The sequence below is a fragment of the Ensifer sp. ENS03 genome (genome assembly GCF_014852035.1).
GTDB lineage: Bacteria > Pseudomonadota > Alphaproteobacteria > Rhizobiales > Rhizobiaceae > Ensifer > Ensifer adhaerens.
The window spans coordinates 101,706-125,025 of record NZ_JACVAV010000004.1 but is presented as its reverse complement, the minus strand read 5'-3'; the positions used below and the strand labels follow the sequence as shown (position 1 = coordinate 125,025).

The window sequence follows — 23,320 nt, the reverse complement described above, 5'->3', positions numbered from 1 at the left end:
CCGCATATATCTTGAGTAGTGAACTCCACTTAGTTATTGGCGAGGGAGACGGTCAACGACGCTGTTTTGGAACCGTTCCAAATACGAAACGACGCAAAACAGCGCCCACGAATATGCCGGATGAGACAGAAAGGCGGGACGGAACCATGGCGAAAGCAACGGCGAGCGTGACAGGAGGCGCGTCGGCCTCCAACGAACGTCAGACGGATCTGAGCAAGCTGCGCCTGCTCCTGGCGCTGGACGCACTGCTACGCGAAAACAGCGTCAGCCGTGCCGCTTCAAGCGTCGGTCTGCAGCCCTCGGCAATGAGCCGCTTGCTCGGTCAATTGCGTGAGGACTATGCCGATCCGCTGTTCCTGCGCACAGGTCATGGCCTGCGCCCGACCCCGCTTGCCGAGTCTCTGCGGCTACGCGTGCGCGCTCTTGCCGCAGAGACCGAAGCCCTGCTTGACGCACGCTCCGCTGGCTCTGCGTCCGCACCCACACAGACAGGTCACTCCGGCTGGGGAGGGCAGGCACTGACCGACGCACCACCGCTGGCGGTCCGGCCAAGCCGCCTGCTTGAGGGGGAGCCGGCACCGGAACAGTTCGCCGCAAAGCTGGCCGAAATCGGGGACGATGCCGCCCCTGAACGACGATTGGCTCGCTGCATCGCGACTGTCGGAACGGGCGCCGGCCGCAGCCGCCCCTTGAGCGAAGAGGAGGCCGAGGACGCGCTGGCGATCATCCTTGCCGGCGAAGCGGACCCGGTGCAGATCGGTGCGCTGATGACGGTGCTGCATTATCGCGGACCGACGGCGGTGGAGGTGGCCGGTTTCGTGCGCGCCATGCGCCGCCATATCGGCGCAATTGAACCGGGAAACGGCATCGCGTCGTGCTGCATGGAAGCTACGGTGAGGAGGGTACGGATCGGCACAAGCTGGAGGTGGCCGCTTCCGCAGCCGGCATCCCGATCTGCACGTCGATCACGGCCGCCAAGACAGCGCTTCGGTCGGCAGGCATCGCCTATCTGCCGCTCTCGGCCTTTGCGCCGCAGGTCTATCGCTTGCTGGGGCTCTATCGGCTGATGGAGATGCGCATGCCGCTAAACGCCGCCATTCACCTCATCAATCCGATGGGCGGACGGACAAGCCTGCTCGGAGTCGCCAATCCCTCGAGCCGCACGCTCAGCCGCGACATCGCCATGCTGCTCGGCACGAGAGAGTTGACGATCCTCGGCAACACCCGCGACCACGCTGAGTTCACGCCCTACCGCCAGACGCCCCTTTTCCGCCTTGTCGGCGGCGAAGCCTCCGACGTCATCATTCCCGCGAAAATCGCGCCGCTGGCCGAACCGCGCACCGGCTTGAGCAGCCGCGAATACTGGCAGGCGGTTTGGACTGGTGCTGCCCGCGACGAGCGCGCGGAAACCACCATCATTACGACGGCGGCTGCCGCCCTTGTCAGTGTGCGCAATCACGACGACTTCGAGGCTGCTTGCGAGACAGTGCGGGGACTTTGGAACAACCGATCACGCCGGATGGCGTGATCGGCAATTGGCATGGCTCAGGCAGCCAGGCCCTTTTTCGCGAGCATCGCATCCGGGCTCGGCAGTTTGCCGCGAAAGGCCTTGTAGGCATCCTCCGGATCGATCGAGCCGCCGACCGAATAGATGTTGTCCTTGAGGCGGGCGGCCATGGCCGGATCGAAGGCGTTGCCGGTTTCCTCGAAGGCGGCGAAGGCATCGGCGTCGAGCACTTCCGACCACATGTAGGAATAGTAGCCGGCCGAGTAGCCGTCGCCCGAGAAGACGTGCAGGAAGTGCGGGCTGCGATGGCGCATGACAATGGATTTCGGCATGCCGATCTCATCGAGCTTCTTGGCTTCGAGCGCCATCGGTTCCGCCGTCACCGCTGCCGTATGATAGGCCATATCGACCAGTGCGGACGACGTGAACTCGACTGTTGCGAAGCCCGAGTTGAAGGTTCGCGCCGCCAGCACCTTGTCGAGCAGCGCCTGCGGCATCGGCTCGCCGGTCTGGTAGTGCACCGCATAACGCTTCAGGATCTCCGGCACCGTCAGCCAATGTTCGTAAAGCTGCGACGGCAGCTCGACGAAGTCACGCGACACACCCGTGCCGGACACCGAAGGGTAGGTGACGTTGGATAGCATGCCATGCAATGCGTGCCCGAACTCGTGGAAGAGCGTTCGGGCATCATCGAGCGACAGCAGCGCCGGCTTGCCCTCGGCGGGCTTGGCGAAATTGCAGACGTTGTAGATGATCGGCAGCTCGCCTTCGGCGCCGTTCTTCAGCTTGAGCTTGTGCTGCGACTGGAACGAACTCATCCACGCACCGGAGCGCTTCGAAGACCGGGCGAAGTAGTCGCCAAGGAACAATGCCACCAGCTTGCCGGATGCATCCTTGATCTCGAAGACGCGCACGTCGGGATGGTAGGCGGCAATGCCCTTCTTCTCCGTCGCGGTAATGCCGAACAGACGCTTGGCGACATCGAAGCAGGCCTCGATGATCTTTTCGAGCTGCAGGTAAGGCTTGAGTTCGCCTTCGGAGAAATTGAACTTTTCGGCGCGGAGCTTCTCGGCGTAATGGCGCCAGTCCCAGGGCATGACGTCGTGATTGCGGCCCTCGTCGGCAACAAGCCGGGCAAGCTCGGCCTCTTCCTCGCGGGCGCGGGCAACCGCCTTTTCCCAGACTTGCATCAGCAGGCCGTTCACGGCAGTGGGCGTCTTCGCCATGGTATCGTCGAGCTTCAGCGACGCGAAGTTATCATAGCCGAGCAGCTTCGCCTTTTCGGCCCGCAGCGCCAGCATCTCGGCGATCAGCCCGCGATTGTCGGTGTCGCCGCCATTTTCACCGCGCGCGATCCAGGCGCGGAAGGCCTGCTCGCGAAGCTCGCGATTGTCGGAGAAGGTCAGGAACGGTTCGATGATCGAGCGCGACAGGGTGACGGCGTACTTGCCCTTCTGGCCGCGGTCTTCGGCAACCGCCGCCATGGCGTCGCGCAGGAAGTCCGGCAGGCCGGCGAGCTGTTCCTCGCTCTCCAGGAACAGAACCCAGCTCTTCTCATCGGCGAGCACGTTCTGCCCGAACCTGGCGCCGAGGCCGGCGAGTTTCTCGTTGATCGCTGCCAGCCGCTCCTGCTCGGGCTTTGCGAGCTTGGCGCCGGATTTGACGAAACCCTTCCAGTGGCGCTCGAGTACGCGCGTCGCTTCAAGATCGAGGCCAAGCCCTGCGCGCCCTTCCCACAGCGTGTCGATGCGCTTGAAGAGCGCCGCATTCATGCCAATTTTCGAATAGTGCCGGGACATCTTCGGCGCGATATCGCGCTCCAGCGCCTGGATCGTCTCGTTGGTGTCGGCGCCGGCCTTGTTCCAGAAGATCGAGGATACGCGCGACAGTCCGTCACCGGCGATCTCCAGCGCAATGATCGTGTTTTCGAAGGTCGGCGTCGCCGGGTTTTCGGCAATCGCGTCGATCTCCGCCTCATGTTCCCTGAAAGCCGCGTCGAACGCCGGAGCAAAATCCTCGTCCTTCACCAGGTCGAAACGCGGCAGGCCTTCGTGGCCGGTCCATGCGGTGAGCGCGGGATTGAGCGGGGTGCTGGTGGTCATCAGAAATCCTTTCGCATGCGGTCCGACGCGGGGCCGGGGAGGGGCGTCGCTGATCTATGACATCAGGACGCGGAGGCAATGGAGGTGGTCGTGAGGGGGCTTGCCGTCAAGGCCTGCGCAAACCGAGAAGCCCGGGGGCAGCGTGCCAGACCGCCTGAACGGCAAAGCCGATGAACAGGAGACCGGAGAGCCGGACGATCGCGAGTTCGTGGCGTCGGTAGAAACGCCGCACGACGGAGGTGCCGATGATGACGATCAGGATCAGATCGGCCACGAGAAATCCGATCAGCGAAACGCCGAGCAGCGCCGGCAGCGCATCGAACTCGAGCGCGTTGGCCGAGCTGGCCAGCAGCGCCGTGAAGGTTGCGAGCGCTACCGGATAGCCCTTGGGATTGGTGAGTCCAAAAATCAGTCCGCGTCTCAAAGGACGCTCGACTGTCACGAGCGCGCGGTTCTCGCCGGCGGGGCGTGCGCGCAATGCCGTCCAGCCGATCCAGCCGAGATAGGCGCCGCAGAAGAGACCGAGGATATCGAAAATCGTCGTGCCGACGGAGCGCGCGCCGACGATTGCGACCAGCGCCAGGGTCGACCAGAGAACGTCACCGGCAAGGTGTCCGCCCATGAACAAGGCGCCTGCCTTGCGCCCCTGGCCGGCGCCGATGCCGAGCAGCGCCAGAAATGCCGGTCCGGGAATAAGGACGTAGGAGAGGGCGGCGAGAAAGGCTCCAATCAGCAGCGTCTCGGACATGGCGGGTTCCCAGTTGTGTTACCCGCATTCGATCCGGAGGCACCGTTTCAGTCAAGAGGAAAGCTAAGCCAACTATAAGACGACGCGGGTGAGCGCTTGCCGGAAGGCCGGCCAGTAAAGGTCAGGTTCTTGGTCGTGGCGCGGATATGGGTGGCGACGGCGTGAACAAAATTGCGCATGTTTTTCTCCTCGTGGGATCGACGGCCAGGCAGGTACACGGCTTCTGGGCGATGATCGCAGTGCCTCGACCGATCAGCTGTTCCGTAGGGAACGTTCCGCTCGCGGCCGCGCACAAATCTTTCGTTTCGCCGATTTCCCTCGATACGAAGTTGCGCTAGAACGCGGCCGAGTTTTCCCCCCGCGAGAAGGACTATCCATGACTGTGCGCAACCTCTTCCTTCTGCCCGGCGACGGCATCGGCCCGGAAGCCATGGCGGAAGTCCGCAAAATCATCGCCTACATGAATGCCGAGCTTGGTGCCGGCTTCGTGACGGACGAGGGCCTGGTTGGCGGTTCGGCCTATGACGCCCACGGTCAGGCGATCTCGGAAGAGGACATGGCAAAGGCGCTTGCCGCCGATGCGGTGCTGTTCGGCGCCGTCGGCGGTCCGAAGTGGGATGCGGTGCCCTACGAGGTTCGCCCGGAAGCCGGTCTGCTGCGCCTGCGCAAGGATCTCGAGCTCTTCGCCAACCTGCGCCCGGCGATCTGCTATCCGGCGCTTTCCGCCGCCTCGTCGCTCAAGCCCGAACTGGTCGAAGGCCTCGACATCCTGATCGTGCGCGAGCTGACCGGTGGCGTCTATTTCGGCGAACCGAAGGAGATCGTCGATCTCGGCAACGGCCAGAAGCGTGGCATCGACACCCAGGTCTACGACACCTACGAGATCGAGCGCATCGCCGGCGTCGCCTTCGAGCTGGCCCGCACCCGCAACAACCGCGTCTGCTCGATGGAAAAGCGCAACGTCATGAAGTCGGGCGTGTTGTGGAACCAGGTGGTGACCGAGACGCACAAGGCGAAGTATTCCGACGTCCAGCTCGAGCACATGCTGGCGGACGCCGGCGGCATGCAGCTGGTGCGCCAGCCGAAGCAGTTCGACGTCATCGTCACCGACAACCTGTTCGGCGACATGCTGTCGGACGTGGCCGCCATGCTCACCGGCTCGCTCGGCATGCTGCCCTCGGCCTCGCTCGGCGCACCGGATGGCGTCACCGGCAAGCGCAAGGCGCTCTATGAGCCGGTGCACGGCTCGGCACCCGACATTGCCGGCCAGGGCATCGCCAACCCGATCGCGATGATCGCCTCCTTCGCCATGTGCCTGCGCTACTCCTTCAACCTGGTGAAGGAAGCCGACAATCTGGAGAAGGCGATCGCCACCGTGCTCGACAAGGGCATCCGCACCGGCGACATCATGGCCGAAGGGGCGAAGAAGGTCGGCACCACCGAGATGGGCGACGCCATCCTTGCCGAGTTCAAGGCGCTGTCGGCGTAAGCGACAACCGATCCCGAACGGCGTCACGCCGACGCCAACAGGCCTACGAAAACCAACACCTCCGGAGCGCATCCGGAGGTGTTTTGCGTTTCACGGCCTTGAATTTGCCAAAAGAACCGACACATCGGGAAAAGACGGACCGGGGCCGTCTGGCGCGGGAAGTGCCCTGCATCGTGCCCCGACAGGAACAGACAATTGCCGCGCGATCTGGGTGGCAGGATGGGAGAACCATGAACCGACCACTTGCGGCCACCGGATGGATCGTGCTGACAACAGCCATCCTCGTGTTCGCGCTCATCCCGCTCGATCCGTTCCTGTCACAGCGCGCGCAAGGCCTGCCGGACAACATCGTCACCTTCAATGAAAGGATCACCGATTTCGGTACCTTTGGCTGGATGATCTATCTTTCCGGTATCCTGCTTGCGGGAGCCTTCGTGCTGCGCCGGGCGGCAAGCCAGGGGCCGCTTCAAAACAAGGCGCGCACTGCCCGCGACCTCGCCGCCTATTTCCTTTTGACGATCGGCACCGCCAGCGCGTTGGTGCATACGCTGAAGCTCCTGATCGGCCGGGCACGACCGGAACTCTTTGCCGAGCTCGGCGCCTACAGCCTGACGCCGTTCGCCGCCAGTGATCTCTATGAGAGCTTTCCGTCGGGGCACTCGACTGCGGCCGGTGCGTTTTTCGGCGTCTTCGCCATGCTGCTGCCGAGCCTGAGGCCACTCTTTCTGGTCCTGGCGCTGATAATCGGTGTTTCCCGCGTCATCGTTGGCGCACACTATCCGAGCGACGTCGCCGCCGGGCTGCTGCTCGGCCTTTGGACATCGGTGATGATGGCGTTTGTCTTCGCCAAATACGGTCGCCTGTTTCGCCTCGGCCCGGGCGGTTGGCCGCTTGCCGGACGCAGCGAGCCGACCCAATAAAAAAGCCGGCGCAGAAGACCGCGCCGGAGTCAGGAGAGCCATAATAGCTCGGGGAAGATTTGAGGTGCTCCCGGGATTTGTTCTCTCCGGGAGCGCCAGGCTTAATCCATCGCGTGGATGTCGCGATCCTTCGTTTCCGGCAGGAACAGGAGGCCGATGACCAGCGTAATCCCTGCAAAGACGATCGGGTACCAGAGGCCGTAGTAGATATCGCCCTGGGCAGCACTCATCGCGAAGGCCGTTGCCGGAAGCAACCCGCCGAACCAGCCGTTGCCGATGTGGTAGGGCAGCGACATGCCGGTGTAGCGGATGCGGGTCGGGAAGAGTTCGACCAGCAGGGCTGCGATCGGGCCGTAGACCATCGTCACGTAGATGACGAGCACGGTGAGCACCGCGATGATTGTCGTCCAGTTGACGTTGGCAGGATCCGCGACCATCGCGTAGGTGCCGCCGCCGGCGATCGTGTAGACAGCCATTTCGGTGGCAGCGCCCACTTCATCCTTGGTCAGCAGCTTGTCGGCGATGAGCTTTTCGGCCGGAACCATGGTCTTTTCGCCGCCGCGGACAGCGGCTGCGTCAAGCGACAGTTCCGGGTTGGCGGTGACAAAACCGTCAAGCTTGGCGTCCGGAACCTTTGCCGCGCCACGAACCAGCGGGTAGCCGGCATTGTGGAGCGCCATGTTGGTCTGCTTTTCGAAGGCGGCGTTGGCGGCCTTGGCACCATCGCCAGCAGCGACTGCGTCGTAGCTGTTGATCGTGGTGTCGCCGACCTTGACCGTCGCCGCCGTGCCCGCCGCGGCCGTCGTGACGACGTCGTAGGGAACGGAGTTCTTGGTGAGGAACGCAGTTGCGATGTCGCACGAGGTGGTGAACTTCGCCGTGCCCGTCGGGTTGAACTGGAATTTGCAGTCGCCGGGAGCCGCGGTCACCGTTGCGCGAACGGTTGCCTGGGCTTCAGCGAGTGCAGGGTTACCGGCCCAGGTCAACGCCTTGAACAGCGGGAAGTAGGTGAGCATCGCAAGCAGCAGACCGGCCATGATGATCGGCTTGCGGCCGATCTTGTCGGAGAGCCAGCCGAAGAGCACGAAGAAGCCCGTGCCAATCAAAAGCGAGGCGGCGACCATGATGTTGGCCGACTGACCGTCTACTTTCAGCACGCCGGTCAGGAAGAACAGCGCGTAGAACTGACCGGAGTACCAGACCACGGCTTGACCGACGACGGCACCGAACAGCGCCAGAAGTGCGATCTTGGCGTTCTTCCACTGGCCGAAGGCTTCCCGAAGCGGCGCCTTGGAGCCCTTGCCCTCTTCCTTCATTTTCTTGAAGGCCGGCGATTCGTTCATCTTCAGGCGGATCCAGACGGAAATGCCGAGAAGCACGCAGGACAGCAGGAACGGAATGCGCCAGCCCCAGGCGGCGAAGGCTTCCTTGCCGAGCGCGAACTGCACGAGCAGGATCACCACCAACGACAGGAACAGACCGAGCGTCGCCGTGGTCTGGATCCAGGACGTGAAGTAGCCGCGACGCCCATGCGGCGCGTGTTCGGCCACGTAGGTTGCCGCACCGCCATATTCGCCGCCGAGCGCCAGGCCCTGCAGCATGCGCAGCACGATGAGCAGGATCGGCGCGGCAATGCCGATCGAGGCAGCGCCGGGCAGGATGCCGACCAGGAAGGTCGACAGACCCATGATCAGGATCGTCACGAGGAAGGTGTATTTGCGGCCAACGAGGTCACCCAGGCGACCGAAGACGAGCGCGCCGAACGGGCGAACCAGGAAGCCCGCGGCAAAGGCCAGAAGCGCGAAGATGTTACGCGTCGTTTCCGGGTAGGAACTGAAGAAGGTCGCGCCGATGTAGACGGCGAGCGAACCGTAAAGATAGAAATCGTACCATTCGAAGACGGTACCGAGCGACGAGGCGAAGATGACCTTCTTCTCCTCGCCGGTCATCGGACGCGTTTTTGCGTCGTCCGCTGTCGCGACATTTGCCATTTTGATAATCCTCCACTCCAAAGGAGCGCCCATTGGCTGGTCCAGCATTCCTCCCTCGAACGTCCGGACGTGGTGCGCCTGAAATGAGGATGTCAGAAAAGTGTCATCACAGGCAGAGATGCTTTCGGCTTATGACTTTCGTCTAATGCGGCGATCGATCGCGGGCAGGGCGGGGGCGTGCCGGCGCGCGGCAATGTCTTGACTCTTCCCCAAAACCGCGTAAGAGCAGCGACGAACGAGGAAATCACCACCATGCGACCGATTGGTCCAGCCATCGCTGCTTTGATCCTGCCGGCTCTTGCCGCGGGGCAGGATGTCGATTTTTCGTTCGCTTGCAAAACAACGGCCAAAACGACGACGAAAACCGTCTGACGTCTCTGGCCCTCCGCTCTCTCCCCGGTTTGGCCGGGGACAGGAACCCTCGCGGCAGGTCGCGCGGTTTCCCCCTCACCCGACGAGGAGAGACAGAAAAGAGAGCTTAGATCATGGGTTTCAAGATTGCAGTCGCAGGCGCCACCGGCAATGTCGGCCGGGAGATGCTGAACATCCTTTCCGAACGCGGCTTTCCCGCGGATGAAGTGGTCGCCCTCGCTTCCGCCCGCTCCCAGGGCACCGAAGTTTCCTTCGGCGACAAGACCCTCAAGGTCAAGAACCTCGAAAACTACGACTTCTCCGACACCGATATCTGCCTGATGTCGGCTGGCGGCGCCGTATCGCTGAAGTATTCGCCGAAGATCGGCCAGCAGGGCTGCGTCGTCATCGACAACTCCTCGGCCTGGCGCTACGACGCCGAAGTGCCGCTGATCGTTCCGGAAGTGAACCCGGACGCAATCGCGCAGTTCACCAAGAAGAACATCATCGCCAACCCGAATTGCTCGACCGCCCAGCTCGTCGTCGCGCTGAAGCCGCTGCACGACCACGCCAAGATCAAGCGCGTCGTCGTCTCGACCTACCAGTCGGTTTCCGGCGCCGGCAAGGACGGCATGGACGAACTCTTCAACCAGACCCGCGCCGTCTTCGTTGCCGATCCGATCGAATCGAAGAAGTTCACCAAGCGCATCGCCTTCAACGTCATTCCGCACATCGACGTGTTCATGGAAGACGGCTACACGAAGGAAGAGTGGAAGGTTCTCGCCGAGACCAAGAAGATGCTCGACCCGAAGATCAAGGTGACCTGCACCGCCGTGCGCGTTCCCGTCTTCATCGGCCATTCCGAATCGGTGAACATCGAGTTCGAAAACGAGATCACCGCTGACGAAGCGCGCGACATCCTGCGCGAAGCGCCGGGTTGCCTCGTCGTCGACAAGCACGAGAACGGCGGCTACGTCACGCCTTACGAGTGCGCCGGCGAAGATGCGACCTACATCTCGCGCATCCGCGAAGACGCAACCGTCGAGAACGGCCTCAACCTGTGGGTCGTTTCCGACAACCTGCGCAAGGGTGCCGCTCTGAACGCGATCCAGATTGCCGAGCTGCTGGTCAATCGTGGCCTCATCAAGCCGCGCAAGCAGGCTGCCTGAAAACGGCATTAGAACCACTCACTCCCGCCAGGCTCTTTCGAGCCTGGCGGGTTTCCTGTTTCACGAGGGGCCGATCCTTCCCGGATTCACGTGAAACCACGATAAAGTTACCTGCCGCTTGCGGTAGGTGACACGGCCGGCGAAGGCTGGCATTTTTAAGAGCAACGAGATTCGGGCTATGACGGGGTATTTCATGCACAGGGCGAAGTGCGCAGCAGTGGGGCTTGCCGCCCTGATTTCGACTGCAGTTTTTCCGGCGGTGGCATCGGCCGCCCAATGCGGCAATGATGGAAGCGGCTTTGAGGCCTGGGTGCAGAACTTCAAGCAGCAGGCCTCCGGCAACGGCATCAGCCCGCAGGTGCTCGACCGTGCACTCTCCGGCGTCTCCTACAACAAGGCGACGATCCGCGCCGACCGCGGCCAGAAGAGCTTCAAGCTGTCGCTCGAGCAGTTCATGCAGAAGCGCGGCGGCCAAGTGATCATTTCCCGCGGCAAGAAGATGAAGCAGCAGAACGCCGCACTCTTTACCAGCATCGAGCGGCGCTACGGCGTGCCGGCTGGCCCGCTGATTGCCATCTGGGGCATGGAAACCGGCTTCGGCGGTTTCATGGGCAAGGAGCACACGCTCTCGGCCGTTTCGACGCTGGCCTATGACTGCCGTCGCTCGGACTACTTCACCAACCAGCTCTATGCGGCCCTGCAGCTCGTGCAGCGCGGCGATCTGAGCCCGGATGCGCGTGGCGCCGCCCACGGCGAGATCGGCCAGACCCAGTTCCTGCCCGCCAACGTCCTGAAATACGGCGTCGATGGCGATGGCAACGGCCATGTCGACATGGTGCGCTCCAAGGCCGACGCGCTGGCATCCACCGCCAATTTCCTGCGCGGCCATGGCTGGCAGCCGGGCGCCGGCTATCAGCAGGGCCAGGCGAACTTCGCTGCGATCCAGGGCTGGAACGCCGCAAGCGTCTACCAGCAGGCGATCGCCATCATCGGCGCCGAGATCGACGGTCTCTAGGATTTTCGTCCTTCGGAACGCATAACCAACCAGACAAAGGGCCCGGTTCGAAAGAGCCGGGCCTTTTTTTGCTGACCGCTTACATTCCCGGGCGGGAAAAATCGCCCGTCACCGGGTCCATCACCCAGAGTTCGCCGGTCGAGATGTCGAACCAGGCGCCGTGCAGGTGGAGCTTGCCCTTGGCCTCGAGGATCTGGACGCACGGGAAAGTGCGCAGATTGGCAAGCGAGTTGCGGATCGAAACTCGCTCGAGCGCACGCTGGCGCTCCGCCTGCGTCATCACGTCGTTGCTCTGGATCTGCTCAGCCGCGGGCCTCAGCAGATGCATCCAGCGACCGATGAAATCGCCCGGTGACAGAGGCTCCGCATCGGGATCGAGTGCCGCTTTGATACCACCACAGCGGCCATGGCCCATGACGACGATGTCGCTGACGCGCAGCGACTGCACGGCGAACTCGAGGGCCGCCGAAGTGGAGTGGTAGTGACCATCCGGCTCGTAGGGCGGCATGAGATTGGCGACGTTGCGCACGACGAAGAGTTCGCCCGGGCCGCTGTCGAAGATCGTTTCCGGCGCAGCACGCGAGTCGCAACAGGCAATCACCATTGTCTTCGGCTTTTGACCGGTTTCCGCCAGCGCCTTGTAGCGTTTCTGCTGCTCGCTGAAGCGACCGTTCATGAAGTTGTGGTAGCCGTTCAGAAGATAGTCCGGAAAACGCTGCTGCTGCTTGTCCATCGATTGCTCCGCTCGTGCTTCAAGGCGGCATGGCCGGCTTTCGCCCACCTGCGCCTCCGTCATGAAAATGATCGCGATCTAAAATTCAATCCACGATGCCATAGGGGTGGCGGTCCGTGAACAGCTTCTTCACTTGCGCCGCATCTGATTCGGATGAACCAGTCGGCGCATCTGCACCATCGCCATTGGCGTCGATAGGCTCGACGCGTCCTGCTCGATGGTCAGTTCATCCGCGCCGCGCTTGACGCTCCGCGCGATGATCTCAAATACGCTCGCAGTCGCCATCTGCAAGGCGCGTTCCTCTGAAAGTCCTTCAAGGATTCGGGCGAGAAACACCGCCGCCAACAGGTCGCCCGTACCATTCGGCGGGTTTTCGACCAAACGATGTTCGGCAAGCAGGGCGTGGTTGCCCGAGAGAAAGAGATTGCCGGTCCCGCCGCTCATCATCGGCACGGCAGACGTCACCAAAACGCGGGCCGGACCGAGGCCGAGCGCTGCGTCAAGGATCGCCGTGTTCGTCTCCAACGTCGCCCCGGCAAGCCAGGCAAGCTCGTAACGGTTCGGGGTCGCGAGATTTGCAAGCGGCAGCAGTTGGTCGCGAATGGCAACCGCCGTGACTTCCGGCACATAGAGACCGCCAGCATCGCCGATCACGGGGTCGCAGGCGTAGATCAGTTTGGGATTGCGCTCCTTCAGCGCCGTCACCAGCCGGGCCACGCTTTCGGCCTGTCCGGCCGAGCCGAGGTAGCCCGAAAGCACGGCACGCACCTCTCCGGCCCAGGGTGCTGCAATGAGGTCATCGATCACCGACCCGAAATCCTGATCGGAAATGGTGACCCGCGTCGAGCGGCCGTGGCCCGGATGCCAGGGGAGGATGACGGTCGGCAGGGCCCAGACTGGATGCCCCAGAGTTTCAAGCGCGAAGACCACGGCCCTGTTGCCCACCTTGCCGCGCACGACATGGCTCGAGATGACGATGACGGCGCCGGGCAGGGAAGGCATTTCGGGCATCGACCAGTCCAATCCTAGATCTCGAAACTCTGTTCACCCGACTGTCACCCCCCTGTCAACAGCCGATGGCAGATAGGTTCCGGAGAAGCCTCTGGCGTTTTCGTGCTTTTTCTTCGATTTTCGAGCAATTTTCGCGAAATTACCTTCGATTTAAATGGATTTAAGCTGTTTTCACGTGAAATTCTCCGATTTTGGGCTCGATTTTGCCGAAATCAGCGTAAAAAGCGGTCGCCATTAGCCATGGTTCTGATAGGGTTTGGCCTATCATGAATGGGAGAGACTTCATGGGCGTGAAATACAATCCGAAGCGGGACAGACACATCGACGCAGCGAAGGCGGCCGCCATCAAACTGGGCGTCGAGGCGCTGGCGCCGGAGATCCTCTTCGGTGGGGCCAGCAACGATGACCTCGATCTCTATTCGGCGGACATGCTGGCGCTGACGGCCGCCCATGCCTATCAGGAACTCGCCCGCTGGGACGGCGGCAAGCCGCAGGTTTCCGTCGAAACCGTCGCCGGTGTAGCACCTGGCGGCACCGAGGTGTCGATCATCGCGGTCACCGAACGCAACATGCCGTTCCTCTATGATTCGGTCATGGGGGAAATCACCAGCACCCACCGTGACATTCACCTCGCGATCCACCCCATCCTGGTCAAGGAGCCGGGCAAGCCGGCAAAGCTCTTCGATCCCGAAGAGGAAAGCGATCCGTCGCACCGCGTCAGCCACATCCAGATCCATCTGACAAAGCTCGCGCCGGTCGAGGCCGAACAGCTCAGCAACCGCATTCGCGACGTGCTGGAGCAGGTGCACCAGGCTGTGCACGACTGGCCAGCGATGACCGCGCTGCTCGATCATGCGATGCAGGAACTGGAGGCCTATAACGCCTCGCGCAAGAAGAGCGACCGCGACGAGGCGCTTGCCTTCCTCCGCTGGTTGCGTGACAACAACTTCACCTTCCTCGGCATGCGCGAATACACCTATTCCGGTAAGGGCGGAAAGGCGATGGTCGAGCGCGGCAAGGGCAGGGGCCTCGGCATGCTCTCCAATCCCGATGTGCGCGTGCTGCGCCAGGGCAAGGACGCGGTGCTGACTACGCCTGAAATTCTCGCCTTCCTCGAAAGCCCGGATTTCCTGATCGTCACCAAGGCCAACGTCAAGTCGGTCGTCCATCGCCGCGCCTATATGGATTATATCGGTGTCAAGCGCTTCGACGCCGACGGCAATGTCGCCGGAGAACTGCGCATCGTTGGCCTCTTCACCTCCTCGGCCTATACCCGCCAGGCGGCCGAGATCCCGCTGCTGCGCCACAAGATCGAAAAGATCGTCGATCACTTCGGCTACGATCCGCAGAGCCATTCCGGCAAGATGCTCGACAACACGCTCGAATCCTATCCGCGCGACGATCTCTTCCAGATCGATGTCGGCCTGCTCGCCGCTTTCTGCGAACAGATCAACGAACTCGGCGACCGGCCGCGCATCCGCGTGCTGCCACGCATCGACCATTTCGACCGCTTCGTCTCGGTCATCGTCTTCGTGCCGCGCGAACAGTACGATTCGGATGTGCGCGAAAAGATCGGCGACTACCTGAAGACGGTCTATGACGGTCGCGTCTCCGCCTACTACCCGGCCTTCCCGGAAGGGGGCCTTGCCCGCGTCCACTTCATCATCGGCCGCTCCGCCGGCAAGACGCCGCGCATTCCGCAGGCCAAGCTCGAAGAAGCCGTTCGCGGCATCGTCACCCGCTGGATCGACCGGTTCGACCTGCTTGCCCGCAAGGACGGCATCGAGCTCGATGTCGACAATGCCTACCAGTCGTTCTTCACGCCGGCTGAAGCCTATGCCGATCTGGCCGACATCGCCGCCTGCAAGGGCCCGGATCCGATCCGCATCGAGTTCTACCACTATCCCCGCGCCGTCTCGCGGCCGGACACCGCCGAGCTCAAGATCTTCCACGCCAGCGAACCAGTGTCGCTGTCGCGCCGCGTACCTTTGCTTGAAAACCTCGGCTTCCGGGTCATCAGCGAACAGACCTACGACATCGGCGTCAATGCCCATGGCGAAGAGAAGCGCAAGGTCGTGCTGCACGACATGGAGCTGATCCATCGTGATGGCCTTGCGCTGAACCTCGAAAAATCCGGCCCGGCGCTGGAAGAGGCGTTCCTGGCCGCCTGGAACGGCGCGATCGAGGACGACAACTTCAACCGGCTGATCCTGCTTGCGGGCCTCAACGCCCGCGAAGTGACGGTGCTGCGCGCCTATGCCCGCTATCTGCGACAGGCCGGCATCACCTACTCTCAGGGCTATATCGCCGACACGCTGAACAAGTATCCGGCGATTGCCGCCGATATCTTCAAGCTGTTCGTGACCCGCATGGATCCGAAGCTCGAGGAAAAGCCGCGCGCCAAGAAGTGCAACGCGCTGCTGTCGGCGATCGAGGACGCGCTCTCGGCCGTTCCGAGCCTCGACGAGGACCGGATTCTGCGACGCTACGTCAACGCGATCGAAGCGACGCTCCGGACCAACTACTTCCAGCATGACGCCGACGGCAAGCCGCGCGCGGTGCTCGCCTTCAAGCTGGACCCGAAGCAGCTCGACGGTCTGCCGGAACCGCATCCGTTCCGCGAAATCTTCGTCTACGGCACCGAGGTCGAGGGCGTGCACCTGCGCTTCGGCAAGGTCGCCCGCGGCGGTCTGCGCTGGTCGGACCGCGCCCAGGACTACCGCACGGAAGTGCTCGGTCTGGTGAAGGCGCAGCAGGTCAAGAACGCCGTTATCGTGCCCGTCGGCGCCAAGGGCGGCTTCTATCCGAAGCTGCTTCCGGTGGGCGGCACCCGCGACGAAATCTTCAAGGCCGGCACCGAAGCCTACAAGACCTTCATCCGCACCCTGCTGTCGGTCACCGACAACATCGTCGGCCAGGATGTCGTACCGCCGGCCGACACGCAGCGCCATGACGGCGACGACCCTTACTTCGTCGTTGCTGCCGACAAGGGCACCGCGACCTTCTCCGACACGGCCAACGGCCTCGCACAGGAAGCGGGCTTCTGGCTCGACGACGCCTTCGCATCGGGCGGTTCCGCCGGCTACGACCACAAGAAGATGGGCATCACCGCCCGCGGCGCCTGGGAGACCGTCAAGCGGCACTTCCGTGAGATGGACACCGACATCCAGACGACGCCCTTCACCGTTGCTGGCGTTGGCGACATGTCGGGCGACGTCTTCGGCAACGGCATGCTTCTGTCCGAGAAGATCCGCCTCATCGCAGCCTTCGATCATCGCGATATCTTCATCGATCCGAATCCGGATATCGATGGGTCCTTTGCCGAGCGCAAGCGCATGTTCGCGCTGCCTCGCTCGAGCTGGCAGGACTATGACCGCAAGACGCTTTCCGACGGCGCGATGATCATCTCGCGTGCCGAGAAGTCGGTGACGCTGACGCCTGAGGCGATGGCTGCCATCGGCCTCGACAAGCAGAAGGCAACGCCCTTCGAGATCATGAACGCGATCCTGAAGAGCCAGGTCGACCTGCTCTGGTTCGGCGGTATCGGCACCTATGTGCGCGGCAGCAACGAAACGGACGCCGAAGTTGGCGATCGCGCCAACGACGCCATTCGCGTGGCAGCCGAAGAGGTCCGCGCCCGTGTCATCGGCGAGGGCGCCAACCTCGGCGTCACCCAGAAGGGCCGCATCGGCTTCGGCCTCAATGGCGGCCGCTGCAACTCGGATGCCATCGACAACTCGGCGGGCGTCAACTCGTCCGACGTCGAGGTCAACATCAAGATCGCGCTGGCTTCCGCCATGCGCGATGGTCGCCTGACCCGTCCGAAGCGCAACACGCTGCTCGCCTCGATGACCGAGGAAGTGGGCCACCTGGTGCTGCGCAACAACTACGAGCAGTCGCTGGCGATCTCTCTGACCGCCATGCAAGGGCTCGGCAACCGCACGACGCTCGGCCGGCTCATGACCCGGCTGGAGGCCGACGGCCATCTCAACCGCAAGGTCGAGACGCTGCCGACCGACCAGGCCATGACCGAGCGTTACCAGGCGGGCAAGCCATTGACCCGCCCGGAAATCGGCGTGCTGCTCTCCTACTCCAAGCTCGTTCTCTTCGATGAGCTGATTGCGAGCGAGCTGCCCGACGATCCGTACTTCACGGCGACGCTCGAGCGTTACTTCCCGGGCAAGATGCGCAAGGCCTATGCCGGCGATATCCACGGTCACCGCCTGCGCCGCGAAATCATCGCGACGATCCTCGCCAACGAGGTCATCAACCGCGGTGGTCCGGCCTTTGTCTCGACCCTGACGGACGCCACCGGCTTCCTCTCGGCCGACGTCGTCAAGGCGGCGGTGCTGGCGCTCGACGGCTTCGACCTACCGCGGATCTATGACGAGATCGACGCGCTCGACAACAAGATCGGCGGCGGCCTGCAGAACATCCTCTACCAGGAAGTCGGCCGCATCTTCACGCTCGTCACCGAGCGGGCGCTGCGCACCCATGCGGCGACCGGCTCGGTCTCCGAGGCCGTATCGCGCCTCGGCGACGGCCTGCAGAAGCTGCGTGCGACCATGCGCACTGCAGTGTCCGGCGAGAGCGCCGAAGAAGCCCGGTTGAAGACGGCAGCCTTCGTCGAGGGTGGCGTTCCCGCCAAGCTCGCCGAGGAAATCTCGGAACTGGCGCTGATGACGCTGGTGCCCGAGATCATGCAGATTGCCGCAGAAACCGGCGAGACGCTGAGCCGCACGGCGCAAGGTTATTTCGCCGTCACCGACACGCTTCGCATCAACCGTCTGCTGGCGGCATCCGATCGCGTTCCGGCAACCGAGCAGTTCGAGGCCATGGCTCTGTCACGCGCCGTATCCGATATCGCGGCGGCACGCCGGGATATCACCGCGGCAGCCCTGCGCGAGCAGAAGAAGGAGCGCAACCCGGTTGCGGCCTGGGAAGAAAGCGAGCGCGTCCGTGTCGCCCAGGCGACTGGCCAGCTGCGCCTTCTGACCGAGAAGGGTGAAACGACGCTTGCCAAGATCACCGTCGCTGCAGGTCTCCTCAACGACCTGGCACGCGGAAGGGCCAAGTAACGGTACCAAAGAGGATGCGGGCAGTTTTTTCGCCCGCGTCCGGTTCCAGACCTTTTGGAATCGGTTCAATTGAAGATAGGCTGCGCCGCGCGTTCGAGGGGACGCGTGGCGCAGTCGTTTCGGGAGGGGACTTTGCAGATTTCGGCCGGGGGGACTGAAGACCAGCCACGCACGTCCCGTGCGGGCATCGGCGGCTGGATGCTGTTCGACTGGGCCGCGCAGCCCTTCTTCACCGTCATCACGACCTTCATCTTCGGCCCCTATTTCGTATCGCGGCTGACGGAGGACCATGCGGTCGGCCAGGCGATGTGGGGCTACACGCTCACGGTTTCGGGCATCATCATCGCGGTTCTTTCGCCGGTGCTCGGCTCGATCGCCGACGCCACCGGGCCGCGCAAACCCTGGATCGCCTTCTTCGCCGTCATCAAGATCGCATCGCTGGCTATGCTCTGGTTCGCAGCCCCCGGCTCGCCGATCCTCTATCCGGCGATCTTCATGATCCTCGCGACGGTCGCGGCCGAGTTCTCGATCGTCTTCAACGATTCGATGATGCCCCGTCTGGTGCCGGAGAAGGACGTGGGGCGCATTTCCAACATCGCCTGGGGGCTCGGCTATCTCGGCGGCATGATCGTGCTGGTCGCCGTCGTGGCCTTGCTTGCCGGAAGTCCTGAGACCGGCAAGACGGCGCTTGGCATCGACCCTCTGTTCGGCCTGGATCCGGCAAAGGGGGAGGATGCACGCATCACCGGCCCGATCTCCGCCGTCTGGTACCTCGTCTTTATCCTGCCGATGTTCCTGTTCACGCCCGATGCCACCAAGGCGGCAATGTCGCTCGGCAAGGCAACCGTCACGGGCCTCAGGGAGCTCAAGGGCACGCTCGTCGAGCTTCGGGAAAGGCGTGGGATCCTGCGCTTCCTGATCGCGCGCATGGTCTTCCAGGACGGCGTCAATGGTCTGCTGGCACTCGGCGGCACCTTCGCGGCCGCGATGTTCGCCTGGCAGACCCTGGAGCTCGGCGTCTACGGCATCATTCTCAACGTCGTCGCGATCGGCGGCTGCCTCTGCGCCAGCTGGCTGGATGCGCACCTTGGCTCCAAGGTGATCGTCACCGCCAGCCTGATCTGCCTGACGATTGCCACGATCGGCATCGTCTCGACAGGCCCCGGCTTCACGCTGTTCGGGCTGCTGCCGCTGTCGATGGAAGATACCGGCGGCCTGTTCGGCACGGCCGCCGAAAAGGCCTACATTCTCTACGGCCTGCTCGTCGGTGTCGCCTTCGGCCCCGTTCAGGCCTCGTCGCGCTCCTACCTCGCCCGCAGCGTCAGCCTCGACGAGGCCGGTCGCTACTTCGGCCTCTATGCGCTGTCCGGCCGGGCCACCTCGTTCCTCGCCCCCGCATCCGTTGCCACGATCACGCTTGCCACCGGCTCGGCACGGATCGGCATGATGGCGCTGATTGCTTTTCTGGTGATCGGCCTGCTGATCCTTCTGCGCACGCCCTATCCGGCCGATGACGGTCGCAAAAAAGCCGCCGCATCCTGGGGAAGCGACGGCTTCTGACTGTTGGGCCTTAGCGGCCAATTCCGGACAGACGCCCAGCGCCCGCCCGACGATCTTAGTGGCGGAAGTGGCGCATGCCGGTGAAGACCATGGCGACGCCATGCTCGTTCGCAGCCGCAATCACCTCTTCGTCACGCATGGAGCCGCCCGGCTGGATGACGGCCGTAGCACCCGCGGCGATCGCCGAGAGCAGGCCGTCGGCAAACGGCAGGAAGGCTTCGGAGGCAACGGCCGAACCCTTGGTGAGCGGCGTTGCAAGGCCCAGCGCCTTTGCGGCTTCTTCGGCCTTGATCGCGGCGATGCGGGCGGAATCGACACGGCTCATCTGGCCGGCGCCGATGCCGGCCGTCTGGCCGTCCTTGGCATAAACGATCGCATTCGACTTCACGTGCTTGGCCACCTTGAAGGCGAACTTCATGTCTTCGAGTTCCTGGGGCGTCGGCGCGCGCTTGGTGACGACCTTGAGTTCGAGATCCTCCACCATGCCGTTGTCGCGCGTCTGCACGAGCAGGCCGCCCGAGACGGTCTTTGCGGCAAGACCCGGAATACGTGGATCCGGCAGGCCACAGGTCGCAAGCAGACGCAGGTTCGGCTTGCGGGCAATCACTGCCTTGGCCGCATCGCTGACCGAAGGCGCGATAATCACTTCGGTGAAGAGCTTGACGATCTCTTCGGCCGTCTCCGCATCGAGCTCCTGGTTGAGCGCGATGATGCCGCCGAAAGCCGAGGTGGAATCGCAGGCAAGCGCTCGGCGATAGGCTTCGGCAAGCGTCGGCGCGGTCGCGACGCCGCAAGGGTTGGCATGCTTGATGATCGCGACCGCCGGTGCCTTCTCGGGCAGGAACTCGGCCACCAGCTCGAAGGCGGCATCCGTGTCGTTGATGTTGTTGTAAGAGAGCTGCTTGCCCTGCAGCAGCGTCGCGGTGGCGACACCCGGGCGGTTCTCTCCGGTGAGATAAAAGCCCGCCTTCTGGTGCGGGTTTTCGCCGTAGCGCATTTCTTCCTTCAGGACGCCGCCGATGACGCGATGGCGCGGCATCGGGGTGTCGAGCGCCTCGGCAAACCAGTTGGAAATGGCCGCGTCATAGGCGGCAGTCCGGGCATAGGCCTTGGCGGCCATCTTCTGGCGGAAGGCATAGGTCGTCTTGCCGGAAGCAAGCTCTTCGAGCAGCACCGGATAGTCGGCCGGATCGGTGACGATCGTCACATAGGCATGGTTCTTGGCCGAGGCGCGGATCATCGCCGGGCCGCCGATATCGATGTTTTCGACCGTCGTCGGGTAGTCGCCGCCCTTGGCCCTGACCTCTTCGAAGGGATAGAGGTTGATGATCGCGAGGTCGATGGCGGTGATGCCGTGCGTCGACATGGCCGCAACGTGATCGGCATCGTCACGGATTGCCAAGAGGCCACCGTGAACGCCTGGATGCAGCGTCTTCACGCGGCCGTCCATGACCTCGGGAAAGCCGGTTAGCTCGGAAACGTCGCTCACCGGCAGGCCAGCCTCGGAGAGTGCCTTGTGGGTCCCGCCCGTCGAAACGAGCCGAATGCCCTTTTCGTTAAGGGCGCGCGCGAGCTCGACGACGCCCGTCTTGTCGGAGACGGAGAGGAGGGCGGTGCGGACCGTAACCTCGTTCGGGGCGGGGATTTTCTTGGAGGCGACAGCCACAACCATGCTCCTTTGGCGGCGCCGGACGCCCCGGGAGGAAGCTCCGGCGGTTGAGATGGCTGCCCGTTAGCATAGCTTGCCGGGCGAAGGAACCTCGCCGGGCCTGAAGATCGCGATGAATCTGGATCGGATCGATCCAAATTCTTCAATGCGATCGCTCCTGAAACGCGAACGGAAAACTTGAGGCGCTTTCTTGGGCGTGCCCGTCGTCAAGACAGAAGGCTCAGTTCGCGCGTGAAAACGTCCACTGGATCTCCGGCTGCTGCGCAATCGCAAAGGTCACCGTCAGCTGCTGCGAGGCCCGGATACCCGAAGGATCGGCAAAGAAGATGTCCTCCTCGACGGCAAGGTCACCATCCTGGCAGGCAAACAGCCAGATCTCGCCATCCGGCGCCGTCAGGAAGATCTCGCGGGCGCTGTTCTGGCGAATGGCGACCGCCGGATGAATGTGGAACCGCGCCACGGCAATCGCGGTATCGCTTGCCTCCGGGTCGCTGCCGTCGGCGCGCGACAGCCGGTCGCGACCGCGGACCATGCGACCGCCGTTCAAAACACCGATGCCACGCTCGTGGACCAGGCCGAAGGCGGCAAGATAGCCATCGTGGCTTGCGGTCACCGATTCGAGCCCGCCCGCTTCGTCCTTGCGGGCCGCCGTCACGTGCTTGACGCCCGACGTCATGATCGGTCCGAGAAAGCGCGATTGCGAGAAGCGCGACGACGACGTGTCGTTGACCGTCACGGTCGAATGGGCAGCCGTCATCCGCGCCATCTGGCGGAATCGCTCCCCGGCAAACTTCGGGGCGCCGGAATTGACGACGAAGCGCGTCTTGCCCGAGGACATTTCGAAGGACAGGCAGCCGGCATGGGCACTGCGCGACAGGTCTACGGAAAGCGGCCGGCCGGTGTCCATGATGACAACGGTGTTTTCCATGGCCATACGTTCGTAGTGGGCGTGCGGCAGGGAGCGGAAGGGTTCGCCGGCCGTCTCGTCATAGCGCAGCACCGACGCCAGTTCATGCGCCAGAACCGAGGTAGCACCATTAAACAGCGCGAGTTCGCCGCCCTGGTGCCGGAAGAAGCGCAGGGCCGGGTACATCCGGTCGATGCAGGGAATGAGGCGCGACGGCACGTCATGCCCGAGATTAACGTAGGTCTGGCGGAGTGGCAGCAGATCCAGCAACAGCTCAAGACCCGCGCGCGGACTACGCGAGAAGTGGCTGCCGTCGGGCAGGATCTGGCGGTCGAGTTCGAGATCGAGATGGCGCGATGCCTTGCGGATGGCGCTCGGCGATGCCGGCATGGAGACCGACGCCATGGCAAGCGCAAGCCGCACCCGAAGCCTCTGCTCGCCGTCGCGCACGGTATCGGCGATATGCCTGAGATAGCGCACCTGCAGCGCCAGGCTTTTCAGGAAACGGCGGTAGAAGCCATGCTCGGCATTGCGCAGCACCACCGGCGAATGGGACAGCCAGGCGATGATGCGCTGCGCCATGATATCCGCATCCCAGGCGATGCCGCCGAGATCGCGTCCATGGGTGCCGATCCAGTCGTCGACGATCTGCCGCAGCCGGATGAAACCCGCATCCTCGCGGATCGCCCGCAGGTGCCGCAGCCAGCCGAAGGAATGCAGCCGGGCCGCAAATTCTCGCGACGGCAGATCGATCTCGAACGGCGACTCGCCCTCCGTGTCGAGCACGCGGCCGGCAAGAGGGAAGCGCCCGGCAAGAATTTCTTCCGCGACAAAGGGATCGACGGCCCTCAGATCCGTCGGCGCAACGATCAGGCGATTGGGGGTGGAGCCGGTAAAGCGCAGAGTGGAGACGCGCCCGATCGACAGGCGACGCGACACGCGGCGCCAGCCTTCACGCACATACAGGTAAGAAAGCCTTCGCCTGCCGGAAAACAACATCAACGCCGCCGGTTACCTCATTTCTGGCACGATCACTCACATCATCGGAGCGCGTCAGGACCTCGCGCCAG

The 23,320-nt window shown here is 63.3% G+C and carries 16 protein-coding genes; 8 read left to right on the top strand and 8 right to left on the bottom strand.

Going from position 1 to position 23,320, the window contains the following annotated elements; all coding sequences use genetic code 11:
* Nucleotides 1-146 precede the first annotated feature (146 nt).
* Together IB263_RS16980 and IB263_RS34100 are read left to right on the top strand one after the other, a co-directional pair.
* Nucleotides 147-1,067, top strand: coding sequence for a LysR family transcriptional regulator (locus tag IB263_RS16980; protein WP_246811031.1), 921 nt, complete (start codon nt 147-149; stop codon nt 1,065-1,067).
* An 11-nt stretch (nt 1,068-1,078) separates the two neighbouring features.
* Nucleotides 1,079-1,528 carry a hypothetical protein gene (locus IB263_RS34100; protein WP_246811030.1) on the top strand — a complete coding sequence of 150 codons (450 nt, stop codon included), beginning with the start codon at nt 1,079-1,081 and terminating at the stop codon, nt 1,526-1,528.
* Between the two features lie 17 nt (nt 1,529-1,545).
* On the opposite strand, the gene IB263_RS16975 is transcribed toward IB263_RS34100, so the two are convergent.
* From IB263_RS16975 to IB263_RS34480, 3 genes are all read right to left on the bottom strand, one after another.
* Nucleotides 1,546-3,609 (bottom strand): M3 family metallopeptidase, encoded by a 2,064-nt coding sequence (locus IB263_RS16975; RefSeq protein WP_192438739.1) that lies wholly within the window; start codon nt 3,607-3,609, stop codon nt 1,546-1,548.
* Between the two features lie 106 nt (nt 3,610-3,715).
* Nucleotides 3,716-4,357, bottom strand: a complete 642-nt coding sequence (locus IB263_RS16970; RefSeq protein ID WP_034803056.1) for a LysE family translocator — start codon at nt 4,355-4,357, stop codon at nt 3,716-3,718.
* Nucleotides 4,358-4,404: 47 nt separating this feature from the next.
* A complete protein-coding gene (locus tag IB263_RS34480; RefSeq protein WP_256436061.1) occupies nt 4,405-4,536 on the bottom strand; it encodes a hypothetical protein in 132 nt (43 codons plus the stop codon).
* A 197-nt stretch (nt 4,537-4,733) separates the two neighbouring features.
* Between IB263_RS34480 and leuB the strand changes: the two genes are divergently transcribed.
* Nucleotides 4,734-5,846, top strand: a complete 1,113-nt coding sequence (leuB, locus tag IB263_RS16965; RefSeq protein ID WP_192438738.1) for a 3-isopropylmalate dehydrogenase — start codon at nt 4,734-4,736, stop codon at nt 5,844-5,846.
* 230 nt (nt 5,847-6,076) lie between these two features.
* The gene (locus IB263_RS16960) at nt 6,077-6,766 is read left to right on the top strand and encodes a phosphatase PAP2 family protein (protein WP_112977241.1); all 690 of its coding nucleotides are present in this window, start codon (nt 6,077-6,079) and stop codon (nt 6,764-6,766) included.
* A gap of 101 nt (nt 6,767-6,867) precedes the next feature.
* Here IB263_RS16960 and IB263_RS16955 read toward each other — a convergent pair whose 3' ends face one another.
* A complete protein-coding gene (locus IB263_RS16955; RefSeq protein ID WP_034800173.1) occupies nt 6,868-8,757 on the bottom strand; it encodes an MFS transporter in 1,890 nt (629 codons plus the stop codon).
* Nucleotides 8,758-9,242: 485 nt separating this feature from the next.
* Here IB263_RS16955 and IB263_RS16950 point away from each other — a divergent pair, with 485 nt between their 5' ends.
* Nucleotides 9,243-10,277, top strand: a complete 1,035-nt coding sequence (locus IB263_RS16950) for an aspartate-semialdehyde dehydrogenase (protein WP_034800169.1) — start codon at nt 9,243-9,245, stop codon at nt 10,275-10,277.
* Nucleotides 10,278-10,470: 193 nt separating this feature from the next.
* Nucleotides 10,471-11,292, top strand: a complete 822-nt coding sequence (locus tag IB263_RS16945) for a lytic transglycosylase domain-containing protein (protein WP_034800180.1) — start codon at nt 10,471-10,473, stop codon at nt 11,290-11,292.
* Between the two features lie 79 nt (nt 11,293-11,371).
* On the opposite strand, the gene IB263_RS16940 is transcribed toward IB263_RS16945, so the two are convergent.
* Together IB263_RS16940 and pdxY are read right to left on the bottom strand one after the other, a co-directional pair.
* Complete coding sequence (locus tag IB263_RS16940) at nt 11,372-12,025, bottom strand: carbonic anhydrase (protein ID WP_034800167.1); 654 nt, start codon at nt 12,023-12,025, stop codon at nt 11,372-11,374.
* A gap of 129 nt (nt 12,026-12,154) precedes the next feature.
* Nucleotides 12,155-13,036: a pyridoxal kinase PdxY gene (gene pdxY, locus IB263_RS16935; RefSeq protein WP_192438737.1), complete on the bottom strand. Its 882-nt coding sequence runs from the start codon at nt 13,034-13,036 to the stop codon at nt 12,155-12,157.
* Nucleotides 13,037-13,320: 284 nt separating this feature from the next.
* On the opposite strand from pdxY, the gene IB263_RS16930 reads away from it, so the two are divergent.
* Together IB263_RS16930 and IB263_RS16925 are read left to right on the top strand one after the other, a co-directional pair.
* Nucleotides 13,321-18,114, top strand: coding sequence for an NAD-glutamate dehydrogenase (locus tag IB263_RS16930; protein ID WP_192438736.1), 4,794 nt, complete (start codon nt 13,321-13,323; stop codon nt 18,112-18,114).
* A 132-nt stretch (nt 18,115-18,246) separates the two neighbouring features.
* Nucleotides 18,247-19,674, top strand: a complete 1,428-nt coding sequence (locus IB263_RS16925; RefSeq protein WP_090295185.1) for an MFS transporter — start codon at nt 18,247-18,249, stop codon at nt 19,672-19,674.
* A gap of 55 nt (nt 19,675-19,729) precedes the next feature.
* On the opposite strand, the gene purH is transcribed toward IB263_RS16925, so the two are convergent.
* Both purH and IB263_RS16915 read right to left on the bottom strand, forming a co-directional pair.
* Nucleotides 19,730-21,340: a bifunctional phosphoribosylaminoimidazolecarboxamide formyltransferase/IMP cyclohydrolase gene (gene purH / locus IB263_RS16920; protein WP_192438735.1), complete on the bottom strand. Its 1,611-nt coding sequence runs from the start codon at nt 21,338-21,340 to the stop codon at nt 19,730-19,732.
* A 223-nt stretch (nt 21,341-21,563) separates the two neighbouring features.
* The gene (locus IB263_RS16915) at nt 21,564-23,249 is read right to left on the bottom strand and encodes a heparinase II/III family protein (protein ID WP_060609253.1); all 1,686 of its coding nucleotides are present in this window, start codon (nt 23,247-23,249) and stop codon (nt 21,564-21,566) included.
* Nucleotides 23,250-23,320: the final 71 nt, after the last annotated feature.